Genomic DNA, 12,675 nt, shown 5'->3' on the forward strand with positions numbered 1-12,675 from the left:
CAAATGAATCAAACACAAACTATCGATGATGTTGCTCTGAACGAAAAGAACCGGACAAAGATTGTAATCGGTGTAATGTTCGGCGTAACGCTTGCCGGACTCGATGCTACTGTCGTTGGTACAGCTATGCCTACAATAATTTCGGTTCTTGGAGGTATGGCGCTTTATACTTGGGTCTTCTCGGCTTATATGTTAACTACGGCAATCTCGATGCCCCTCTGGGGCAAGCTGTCGGATGTATATGGAAAGAAACCTCTTTTTCAAATTGCAGTTTTGTTTTTTCTAATCGGTTCAATACTTTCGGGAGCTTCTCAAAATATGGTTCAGTTAATTATATTTAGAGGAGTTCAGGGTATTGGCGCCGGAGGTTTAGCGGCAGTGTCGTACGCATTAATCGGGACCATATTCCCGCCAGCAAAACGAGGACGCGGTGCGGGAGCTTTAAGTGCTACATGGGGAATTTCAAGTCTGTTAGGTCCGCTCACCGGAAGTTTTATAGTTACTCACTTCGATTGGCAGTGGGTATTCTTTATTAATATTCCTGTTGGTATCCTTTCAATCATAATCATTCACATTAATTTTAAAGAAATTACACAGGCAAAAAGAGAACGGATCGATTATGCAGGAGCTGCCATTTTTATTGCGTCAGTGTTTTCGTTATTGATGGCTTTTCTTTTGTTTGGAAAAGGATCGGCTTTCTTCTCGTTCAATGTAACAGGATTAATCATGGTTTCTGTTATTTTCATATTCGCTTTTATTACTAATGAAGGTAAGTTTGGCGATCCGATTATTCGTATCGATTATTATCGGGACCGTGCGTTCGGGGTTGGAAATTTGCTTGCTTTTCTTGCCGGGTTCGCGATGTACGGCATTATCAGTTTTGTGCCATTGTTCGTGCAATCTATTCAGGGGGGAAGTCCGTTAACGGCTGGTTTAGCCATTATGCCGATGGCGCTTGCATGGTCGGCAGCAAGTTTTTCAGCGGGACGCTTAATTCAGAAATACGGCGAAAAATTGTTTATCCGGCTCGGCTTGGTATTGATGGCAACTGGATTTTTAGCGGCAACGTTTGTTCACTACGATTCGTCGATGTATTTTGTAATAATATTTGTATCGTTTATCGGGGCCGGTATGGGTTTCAATACTCCTGCAATTTTAGTTACAGTTCAAAATAGTATGAACAAAAACGTCATCGGTGTAGCAACTTCTTCACAAATGCTCGCAAGAACACTCGGCGGTACTATGGGCGTTAGCATTATGGGCACAACGTTAGCCCGCTCGATGTTGGTTGAATTCAGTGAATTATCAAAAACCGGGAAACTTAATTCACTCCCGGAGGTAGTCCAAAATCATTTCGGCGAGCCTCACGAATTACTTAGTTCCCACTTGCGTGGTCTGATGCAACAACAAGACCTTGTAACGGTTTTATCTGTTTTTACAAATAGTTTGCAAAATGTTTTTTTTGTAGCTTTAACAATAGTGATACTCGGATTTATAGTAAGTTGGTTATTACCAAAATCAAAAGTTTAACTATGAAAGGAGAAAAGTTTCATGTGTTACACAAAAATAATTTTACTTTTCTCGTCGTTTCTGTTTACGTTTTCGGTGTCCGCCGACGAGATTAATCTCGAAAGAAGAGTTGGTAAAAAATTTCAAAAAATTACTGTTAAGGATGTTATCGTAGTCGAAGAAACTCAGAGCTGTATCCGCTATCTGCGGTTCAACAAAGAATCCCAATCGCCCGAACCCCGGCTTGCCAATAAAACAGAAGGGGGCGATGACCGTTGTGCGGTTGCAATTAAATCTTCCGACGATGATCGGCGGAAGATTATAGCTAACTGGAAGAAACGAGCATTCACTGCAAAAGTAATTTTAACTGATGGTTCAACACACACAGTAAATTGCATATCAATTAAATACCCGTTATCTTCATCGCTCAAAAATGAAGCATTACCGGAATGGCATAAACCTGCTCTGCTTCTACGAAATGGCGATGAGTTGAAGTTTCCAAAAATTAAAAAATTGCAAATGGACATTAAATCGGCGATTGTTGCAGTTGAATACAAAGATGGTAAACAGCAAAGTCTTCAATATGTAATAAAACGGCGTATTCATAACGGCGATTTACCCGGCGTATTAACAGGTGTTACTGATGCTTTTGCATATTTCAGAGTAACGATAGACAAAATAAAAGAAATAGAATTCATTGAGTAATTATGAACGCAGTTACAGACCATTATAGATTGTTTTTCAAGGAAAGTCCACTACCAATGTTTGTTTATGATGTAGGGACTTTAAAGTTTCTTGAAGTAAATGATGCGGCTCTGTATCATTACGGTTATTCTCTGGAAGAATTTTTGCAAATGACAATTCTCGATATTCGTCCGGCTGAAGATATTCCATTGATTTTGGAACACCTCAAAAAGATCTATAGGCAAATCGAAAAATCGGGTTGTTGGAGACATTTGAAAAAAGATGGTTCTATTATCTGGGTTGAAATAACAGCGCACGAAACAATATTCGAAGGACGGCAGGCGCGATTTGTATTAGTGAAAGATATCACTGAGCAGCGACTAATGCAGGAGGCTTTTCGGTTAGCGGAAGAAAAATATCGCAAACTTGTTGAACTTTCTCTTGTGGGAATCTATATTATCCAGGATGGGAAATTTTTATATGTGAATCCTCATTTGGCAGAAATTACAGGTTACTCTCAGGAGGAAATAATCAACACCAAAACGATTGCGGACCTTGTTTATGAGGATGACAGGGAATTAGTATTCCAAAACATACAGAAAAGATTTAGTGGTGAAGCCGATAAAATCCGTTATTCATTCCGGGGGAAAAGGAAAGACGGAAATATTGTATTCGTCGAGGTTCACAGCACAATAACTGAATTTAACGGAAAACCGGCAATTATTGGAACACTATTGGATATCACCGAACGTAAAAATGCCGAAGAAGCACTGCGTTACCATTATGAAATCGGGAAATTGATTGTAAAAATTTCTACAAATTTTGTAGATCTTTCTGCCGATGAAATCGATATCGGAATAGAGAGAGCATTGAAAGAAGTTGGTGAATTTATAGATGTTGACCGAAGTTATGTTTTTTTATTTTCTGAAAACATGAGGAGGATGGATAATACACATGAGTGGTGTGCCCGCGGAATTGAATCTGAAATCGAAAGCTTAAAAAATGTTCCGACCGCACAGATGCCTTGGTGGATTGAACAGATTACAAGATACAATGTCATCAACATCCCAAATGTAAACGAGCTCCCTGAAGAAGCAATTAATGAGAAAAAAATTTTCTTATCTCAAGATATAAAATCGTTGATATGTGTTCCGTTAATTCATGGTAAAAATTTATTGGGCTTTTTAGGTTTCGATTCTGTACAGAAAAAAAGAATTTGGGGCGAAGAAGCTGCTACATCATTGTTGATGCTTGGAGAAATTATAGCAAACGCATTACGGAGAAAAGTTGTAGAAAAACAACTTGAAAAACTTTCAAGCGCTGTAAAACAAACAGGCGATAGCGTTGTTATTACAGATAAAGAAGGAATTGTCGAGTTCGTCAATCCCTCGTTTATTCAATTAACAGGATACAGTTCCGAAGAAGTTATAGGTAAAAAACTAAATGTCCTAAAATCGGGTAAACACAATTCAAAATTTTATAAAAAACTTTGGGACACAATTTGCAGTGGAAAATCGTTCCAAACTGAAATTGTTAATCGGAAAAAAGACGGAATGCTTTATCAACAGGATTGTACCATCACACCAATTAAGGATGGTAAAGGCGAGATAACACATTTCATCTCCACTGCCCGTGATATTACAGAACGGATACGGATCGAAGAAACTCGGAAACGACTTACAGCAATTCTCGAAGCAACTACCGACTTTGTATCGAGTGCGGATTTGAATCATAATATTCTATTCATAAATCGTGCTGGCAGAAAACTTGTCGGTATAGGTGAATTTGAAGCGGTAACTAATCTAAAAATAGCTGATTTTCATCCGACATGGGCAAGCGATATTATCTTAAAAGTTGGTGTGCCCACCACATTGTGTGAAGGAACTTGGCATGGCGAAACTGCTTTACTCACTCGTGATGGCAATGAGATACCCGTCTCACAAGTCATAATTGCTCATAAAGATTCATCAGGAAACGTGGAATATATTTCCACTATAGTCCGTGATATAACGGAGATTAAAAAAGCAGAAGAAGCCTTACGTTTAAGCGAAGAGCAATACCGCTTATTGGTTGAAAATCAGTCGGACCTGTTAGTGAAGATGGATTTGGATGGGCGATTCTTGTTTGTCAGCCAGACTTATTGTGATTTGTTCGGAAAAACTAAGGAAGAGTTATTGGGGAGCATCTTTATGCCTTTAGTTCATGAGGAAGACAGAAACCATACTGCTGAAAAGATGAAAAATCTTTTCAAACCGCCTTATACATGCTATGTAGAACAGCGAGCAATTACAAAATACGGCTGGCATTGGCTGGCGTGGTCGGATAAAGCCGAATTAGATGAAAACGGTAAAGTTGTTGCGATAATCGGCAGCGGACGCGATATATCGGACAGCAAAAAGGCAGAACAGGAAATATTATTAGCAAATATAAAATTAGAACACCTGTTAAAAGAAGCCACAAAACGTAAAACGGAGTTAGAAAAATTATCGAATGACCTCGTTTTTGTAGAAGAAAGAGAGCGGAAAAAATTTTCACGTGAATTGCACGATAGTTTGGGGCAAGCGCTAACTGCATTAAAAATAAATTTAGATTTATCCGATACGACTATGCAGGAAGATATCTTGAAATCAAAAGAGTACATTGAGGAATGCCGGAATTTGGTTGACGAAGCAGTTCGTGAAGTAAAGCAAATATCTTACGATTTGAGGCCCTCAGTTTTGGACGACTTCGGATTGAATGCAGCGCTACGACTCCAAACATCGCAATTTCAAAAACGGGTTGGTATTTCGACTATCTTGAATCTTGAAGTAGAAGACCGCCGCTACGATCCCACGATTGAAACTGTCATTTATAGGATTGTGCAAGAAATTTTAACGAATATCGTAAAACACTCGCAAGCTAATCAGGTAAGTATTCAACTTTTTAAACGTGATAATGTTTTAGTCCTAACTGTTTCGGATAACGGGATTGGATTTGATATGGATAAGTTAACTAAACGTGAAGAGCAGGAGGCACATTTCGGATTGAGAAATATTCAGGAGAGAGTTGAATTTTTAGGGGGAAAATTATATATTGACTCTACGATGGGAAAAGGTACAGAAATATCTGTTGAAATTGTGCTGAAAGAGAAATGAACAATTGAAAAAAAATAATCGAATAAAAATTTTGGTCTCCGACGATCATAATCTTGTCCGGCAGGGAATAGTAGCTTTACTAAATGTTGAATCGGATATGGATGTAATCGGTGAAGCTTCCGACGGTATTGAAGCAGTTCGGCTTGCTAAAAAACTCGATCCTGATATTGTTATAATGGATTTGAGTATGCCAAATTTAAACGGCTTGGAAGCTACTCACCAGATAAAACGAGATGTTCCTAACGTAAAAGTACTGATCCTCACTCAACATGAAAATGAAGAGTATGTAATGCAAATTATAAAAGCAGGTGCAAGTGGGTACATTTTAAAAACATCGGTCTCTGATGATTTGATTAAAGCTATAAAAGAAATTCAAAAAGGGGAAAAGTTTTTTAGTCCCTCAATATCGAGAATGATATTAGACGATTATATAAAACGGACGCAAGGTTTACATACCGGGAATAAAGCACCCGAACTTACTCATCGCGAAAAAGAAGTTTTACAATTGATAGCGGAAGGGAGTACAAATCAGGAAGTTGCCGGAAAATTATTTATTAGTGTGCGTACAGTCGAATTTCACCGTGCAAATATTATGCACAAATTACAATTGACCGATTTAGCAAGTTTAATAAAATACACAATTCAAAAAGGAATTGTACAAATTAATTCAATCAAGGAGAATATATGAAAATAAGTAACCTCATAATTTCTACATTAATTATTTTTTCTTTTATCGGGTGTGAGAAAGAAGAAGACCCATTAGTTCGGGTTTCCAATAAATTGGCAATTTATACAGAAGTTGAGTTGAAAAAAACAGATGGATATAAGAAGGTGTTTGAAGAAGTCGATGCTGGATATACCACAGACTATATCAAAATACCCGATGGTTTTTATATCATCACTTCGACAGATGTTGCCGTTGCTGGTTCTTTTCAAGCCTCTAAAAACAAAAAATATACAATTGAAATTTATAATACTGATAAACTAATACCTTCCATCAGAGTAACTGAACCTTAGCCAAATATGGAAAAGATCGACATACTTGTAGTTGATGATTCGGAAAACTTTAGGGAATTAATTAAAGATTTCTTAGAACAACAGCAGGAAGTTCAAAAGGTAACTACGGCAGTATCGGGGAAGGAAGCTATCGAGAGCCTCGAAAAATTTATACCAAAAGTTATACTGATGGACATTGTTATGCCGGGTTTGAACGGATTTGAGACTTCTGAAATAATTCGTAGCAAATTTCCTGATATGCCGATTATTATTCTATCCGGCAACGAGGTTACCGATGCACGTGAAATGATTGAAAAATTGAAGCTAAATGGTTTCGTAAATAAAGTAAATTTAGTTAGCGAGTTGATACCCGCTATTTTTAAATCTTTGAGGAAACGGAATCAATAACAACCTCGTATATATACGAGTTTTTAAAACAAGTAGTTTTACATATTGTTTTTTAATAAATGATACATTAAATTTACACCAGAGCATTGAACTACTTTGGATGTTCTGATGTTCTTAAGTTAGAAATAATTTTTATAGCAATTTGGGTAAGTATCATTCCTCCCGTGATACTTTAAATGAAGCCGGGCCCTGCGGTCCTACCCCCTTAACGCGGGGTCCGAGCTTCGGCCCGTTTATAAATAAATAAACCTCGTAATTCCCACAGTATAAAATCAAGTAAATAAACTTATTGTTTACGAGTTGTAATTATCTTATCATTCGTTAGGTTAAATTAAATAGAAGACTAATATGAAATATATAAAAACAATTTTAGTGGTAGATGATAATGAGGAAATTTCTTCGGAATTAGCTGAAATCTACAAGTCTTTAAACTATACAGTCGGGTTAGCTCCCGATGGTGAGTCGGCAATCGAAGCATTGCACGAACGCGATGTTGATTTAGTAATTATGGATTTGTTGTTATCGGATACTTCGGCAGTAACTTTGATTAATCGTTTGAAAGCAGCTTCGCCCGATGTAGAAATTATTGTTATGACTAATTTTCAGAATGCCGATTTGTTAAGCGAAGCATTATTAAGCGGTGCGAGTTTGTTCGTACAAAAGCCTATTGTTCCAAATCAAATCATAGCCCTCTCGCTCAAGTGCTTAGAAAGAAGATGGATGCGACAGGAAAACAGCCGTCTGATGTTTGATTTGGCTTTTACCCGTGAAAAATTAGAAGAACATTCACGACGACATTCAAATACTTAAGGATTTTGATGATACAAAGAAATGCAACAATTCTAATAGCGGACGATAATGTAACTTTTCGTAGAACTATTGTCCACTTTTTGAAAGCTCACCTCGTATCAGTGGAGGTAATTCAGGTTACAAACGGTCGTGAAGCTATTCTGAAAACTGATGAACTAATTCCTGATTTAGTGATATTAGATATCAACATGCCTGAAGTTTCTGGTTTTGAAGCTGCATTGACAATTAAGAAAAATTATCCGTTTATCCCGATAATTATTTTAACTAATTACGATGAGAACGAATACCGCCTCGAAGCAAAAAAGGTTCTTGTTGACGCCTTCATACTTAAAGAAAATTTAATTAGCGAACTCCCTGAGGTTATTCATGCCTTTTTGATGAGTCAGGCTTCGCATCCCTTGTCTAACATATCAGACTAAATTGCAGTTCGATTAAATATTGCGTATTTTATCACTGATAAAATAGAAAATTAGTTATTAGATGGAATCATATTTTTATACCAATATAAATGTACTTGTAGCTGGATTAATTTTAGGAATTCTTTTACTTATAGTTGCTCTACAAATAAAAAATAGAATGGCCTCAAGATTCCTGCATTATCTCAAACAAAAGTTCTTATCCTTTCGAAAAAAATCAAACTAAGCCAGCCTTAAAATCCGTCCTGCACCACGTTTGTTTGTTAAACCTATCTTTTGTATATTTTTCCACCAAAATTGAGGAACATTTACAAAAGAGTCGAATGATCGTTATGAAATTTGGCGGAACTTCAACGAAAGATGCCGCCGCTATGCTTAATGTAACTGAAATTGTAAAATCGAGAACTTCTAAAAGTCCTGTTGTGGTGATCTCTGCGATTGCTCAAGCCACTAATCAACTTGAGACTATGGGAGGTCTATCAAAATCGAACAAAGTTGCTGAAGCTAAAGAAGTCTTAAAATATTTTATCGACAGGCACCTTGCAATAGTCGAAACTGTGGGTATAAAGCCGGACACTCAGGATATAATAAGAACGAAAATCATTTCTTTCTCCGAAGAAATTTTAGAGATTATTAAAGGGGTCTCAATACTTCGCGAGCTAACTCCGCAGACTCTCGACAGGTTTTATTCCTACGGTGAGTTATTATCATCCTATATTATCTCAGAAGTGATGAAAGAAAATGGTATCGATACGGTTTGGTTAGATACTAAAGATTTTATGGTTACCGATAATGCCTTTACCGAGGCGAAGCCAAATATGCCAATCGTGGAAGAAAAATTGCGTCCTCTCGCCCTGAAATTGATTGAGGGGAAAAAAGTAATTGTAACTCAAGGTTTCATAGGCGTTACACCAACAGGTGAACGAACGACTATGGGACGCGAAAGTTCCGACTTCTCGGCTGCCGTTATTGGCGCTGTCTTGGATGTCGATGATGTTCAAATATGGACAGATGTTGACGGCGTGCTGAGCGGCGACCCGAATATAATAGAAAATCCGAAAAAAATAAAAGAGCTTTCTTTTGAAGAAGCTTTTCAACTGTCGCTCTTCGGAGCAAAAGTTTTACATCCCAACACAATGATTCCTGCCGCCGAAAAAAATATTCCTATTCATGTGTATAATTCAAAACGTCCGCAAATTTCCGGAACTTTAATCTCTAAAACATTTTCCTCAACTGCAAAATCCGGTTCTATCATCAAGTCGGTTACCTACAAATCACAGGTCTCGCTGGTAAACATAAAACCCACCAATCGTTTCAGTCCTTACATTTTTTGGGAAAATATTTTCAGCGTCCTGAATAAATACAAAGCAGTACCTATTGTAACTTCAACTTCCGAGTATCAATATGCTGTAGTTTTAGAAACCAAGTATATGCTCGATTCTATTAGAACCGAATTAGCCACGTTAGGCGAAATTGAAGAACTCGGAAATTTATGCCTCGTTAGCTTGATGGGACAAAAGATAAATCATAATTCTACTATCGTTCAAAAAGTGTTTTCGGTGTTGAGTGCGATAAATTTCCATTTTATATCCTTCGGTGCCACTGAAATGAGTATGAGTATTTTAATAAATGCAGATGAAACAGTGAGTGTTGTCCGTTCGCTTCATAAATTATTCTTCGAAGGTGAAACCGATTCCAAAATATTCGAAGAAATTAAATGAAAACTTTTTTAAGAATACTTAAATATCTCCTCCCTTATAAAAAAACTGTATTGCTTCTGATTTTTTCGATGCTTCTTTATGTCGTATTGAATTTATTCTCGCTTGCAATGGTGGTTCCGCTAATCGACGTAATCTTCACCGATGTAACTCAAACTGCAACGGAGGTTCAAATCGATCTTACAAAAGGGAATATCAAAGATCAATTGATGGGTTGGTTGTATCACACATTAGGGGAATATCCTAAAAAAGAAGCTCTGTTTTATGTTTGTACATTTATTGCAGTCGGCTTTTTATTGAAGAATCTTACCGCTTATATGCAAATGTTTATGAATGCGGCTATCGAGCAAGGAATACTACGCGATATACGAAACGAACTTCATCGCCATCTGCATAAACTCTCGCTCCATTTTTTTATGGCAACCAAAAAAGGGCGGTTAATCAGCATCGTGATGAACGATGTTCGTATGATTACAGAATCTATTATGGCTTTGTTAGGCTCTTTTTTTCGCGACCCTCTCACAATTATTGTTAGTACGGTTATTCTTTTTATTTTCAATTGGCAGTTAACACTTACAATTCTTATTGTTACTCCCGTCGTTGGTTATTTTATAGGAAGGATTGGCGAGAAACTAAAAAAATACAGCTTGCTTTTTCAGGAAAAGCTTTCCGAAATTACAACTTTGATTGATGAAAGCATATCGGGAGTGCGGGTGATTAAAGCATTCAAGATGGAGCAACACGAAATCGAAAAATTCGAAACCCACACCTCGAAGTTATACAAAATATTTGTGAAGCTGCAAAGAATCAGAAATATTTCAAGTCCGTTCAGCGAATACTCAGGAATTATAATCGCAGTTATCGTGATGTGGTTTGGCGGTTCGGCTATAATCGATAAAACAAGTCCAATGACTGCGGGACAGTTTATTTTTTATCTCACAATTTTAATAACTATGCTACAACCGATAAAAATTGTTACACAAGTTTTTAATACAGTGAAAGAGGGAACGGCTGCAGGCGAAAGAGTGTTCGCAGTTTTGGATATCAAACCAAGAATAATCGACTCGCCAAATGCAACCGAGCTAAAAGAGTTTAAAGATACAATCGTCTTCGAGAATGTTTCTTTCAAATACGATACTACATCATTAGTTTTAAAAAATATAAATCTGAAAGTAAAAAAGGGGGAAGTGATTGCCATCGTCGGACCGAGTGGTGCGGGCAAATCTACGTTAGTCGATTTGGTCCCGAGGTTTTACGACCCGGTTGAAGGGAATATTTTTATAGATGAAATTAATTTAAAGGATGTAACTCAGGATTCGCTCCGCGATATGATGGGAATTGTAACTCAAGAAACAATCCTGTTTAATGATACTATAGCTGCCAATATCGGATATGGAGTTAAAGATGTCCCAATCCAAAAAATTATTGAAGCAGCCAAAATTGCAAATGCACATTTCTTCATCGAGAAAATGCAAACCGGGTATGATACTACAATCGGCGACCGGGGAATAAAACTTTCGGGGGGCGAGCGTCAACGTCTTGCTATTGCGCGGGCGGTTCTTAAAAATCCAGCGATTCTGATACTCGACGAGGCAACTTCGGCTCTCGATCCGGAATCTGAGATGTTAGTTCAGGAAGCATTAGAGCGGTTGATGAAAAATCGAACGAGTTTTGTTATCGCTCACCGCTTCTCAACTATACAGAATGCCGATAGAGTTGTGGTTATGGAGAAGGGAAGTATAGCTCAGATCGGAAAATTTGCTGAATTAATAAAAGAAGAGGGATTGTTTAAAAAATTATATGAATTGCAGTTCCGCTTGTAAGGGTTATTGGTGATTGACAGAATTGGCGAATCGGTGAACCGATGACTCGGGGGGAATATCGAATTCCGAATTATAAATGAAGGGAGACGGAACTACGGATTTACAAGTTTATAACTGAAGTTACGCAAAAGAGTCATTCTGAACGAAGTGAAGAATCTGAAACCTCAAATTCAGGCTATTTTTAGATGTTTCGCTTCGCTCAACATGACAAAAAGTCAATTCTGCGTAACTTCAGTTTATAAAACAAATTTTAGAAAACAATACTTGACACTTCCAAAATTATTCCGTATAATGAACACAGAGTTTTTAGTTTTAAATATTCTAAATTCAAAATTCGTCATTCGTAAATCGAAAATTATAATAAGGCTTTATATGAAACTTAAAATTTACTCTCTCTCTCTCTCTGCGGGATTTAGGTTTACCCCGAATACTTTCGGGGCTTACCATAATTTTCCTAATGCTATTCTTTAGCGATTTTCTTTGGACACAAGTGAGGATAAAAGAAAAAGTTGTAATAAATCCTCAACAATCATTACAAAACATCAATATTATTGGACAAGAAGGTACAGAAGGAGTTATATCTGGTTTTGTGATGAAGAAAAGAGGTGTACTGCAAATATGTAATTCCTTTGCAAACAGGGATAAAAGTCCGATACCGGTTAATAGCCATTTATATTTAAATATAAGAAACGGTGATTCTATTCTAACCGATCTTGTTGTTCCACGTTTTAACAATCCATCTTCTAACTACTGGAATTGTTACGGTGATCAAACTTTAAGATATAAGTATTCTATTTCTTATCTTTGTACACCTTGGTCGGTCATTCCTGTACAACGAGGTGATACAGTTGTATTTGCATACGTAACAGATTTACATCCTGCAGATGGAACAATGGATGCACTTGGTATTTATTCTGCGGATACCACACAATATGGATGGGATGTTACTTTTAAGTCGGCATACCCTTGTCGGGAAGAAATTTTAAATATATTTGTAAGTGTAGCAGATACAGTAATAAAATTTATTAAACCCGCATCTGATAGTATATGCCCAAATATTCCGGGATATAACGATAACTCTACAAGAAGGAACTGGATAGAATTAGAGTTAAAAGCAATGTTCGGAGATTCGTTGATGAAGAATGTTTGGGTAAAAGTTGACACGGCTGCGATTGCT

At 37.2% G+C, this 12,675-nt stretch carries 11 protein-coding genes; all 11 read left to right on the top strand.

The window, feature by feature from the left end; all coding sequences use genetic code 11:
- The first annotated feature begins 3 nt into the window (after positions 1–3).
- Complete coding sequence (locus tag QME58_07760; protein MDI6803727.1) at positions 4–1,530, top strand: MDR family MFS transporter; 1,527 nt, start codon at positions 4–6, stop codon at positions 1,528–1,530.
- Between the two features lie 21 nt (positions 1,531–1,551).
- Positions 1,552–2,214 carry a hypothetical protein gene (locus tag QME58_07765; GenBank protein MDI6803728.1) on the top strand — a complete coding sequence of 221 codons (663 nt, stop codon included), beginning with the start codon at positions 1,552–1,554 and terminating at the stop codon, positions 2,212–2,214.
- Positions 2,215–2,216: 2 nt separating this feature from the next.
- A complete protein-coding gene (locus tag QME58_07770) occupies positions 2,217–5,327 on the top strand; it encodes a PAS domain S-box protein (GenBank protein ID MDI6803729.1) in 3,111 nt (1,036 codons plus the stop codon).
- Between the two features lie 4 nt (positions 5,328–5,331).
- A complete protein-coding gene (locus QME58_07775) occupies positions 5,332–6,015 on the top strand; it encodes a response regulator transcription factor (protein ID MDI6803730.1) in 684 nt (227 codons plus the stop codon).
- Complete coding sequence (locus QME58_07780; GenBank protein ID MDI6803731.1) at positions 6,012–6,344, top strand: hypothetical protein; 333 nt, start codon at positions 6,012–6,014, stop codon at positions 6,342–6,344. The genes QME58_07775 and QME58_07780 overlap by 4 nt, the downstream gene beginning before the upstream one ends.
- 6 nt (positions 6,345–6,350) lie before the next feature.
- The gene (locus QME58_07785; GenBank protein ID MDI6803732.1) at positions 6,351–6,731 is read left to right on the top strand and encodes a response regulator transcription factor; all 381 of its coding nucleotides are present in this window, start codon (positions 6,351–6,353) and stop codon (positions 6,729–6,731) included.
- Between the two features lie 348 nt (positions 6,732–7,079).
- A complete protein-coding gene (locus QME58_07790; GenBank protein ID MDI6803733.1) occupies positions 7,080–7,541 on the top strand; it encodes a response regulator in 462 nt (153 codons plus the stop codon).
- 8 nt (positions 7,542–7,549) lie between these two features.
- Positions 7,550–7,960: a response regulator gene (locus QME58_07795; GenBank protein MDI6803734.1), complete on the top strand. Its 411-nt coding sequence runs from the start codon at positions 7,550–7,552 to the stop codon at positions 7,958–7,960.
- A gap of 320 nt (positions 7,961–8,280) precedes the next feature.
- On the top strand, positions 8,281–9,678 hold the full coding sequence (locus tag QME58_07800; protein MDI6803735.1) for an aspartate kinase: 1,398 nt from the start codon (positions 8,281–8,283) through the stop codon (positions 9,676–9,678).
- Entirely contained in the window at positions 9,675–11,498 is a 1,824-nt protein-coding gene (locus tag QME58_07805) for an ABC transporter ATP-binding protein (GenBank protein ID MDI6803736.1), read from the top strand. The genes QME58_07800 and QME58_07805 overlap by 4 nt, the downstream gene beginning before the upstream one ends.
- A 457-nt stretch (positions 11,499–11,955) precedes the next feature.
- The coding region (locus QME58_07810; protein MDI6803737.1) for a hypothetical protein at positions 11,956–12,675 on the top strand (720 nt) is incomplete at its 3' end.

Source organism: Bacteroidota bacterium (assembly GCA_030017895.1).
Taxonomy (GTDB): Bacteria; Bacteroidota; Ignavibacteria; order UBA10030; family BY39; genus JASEGV01.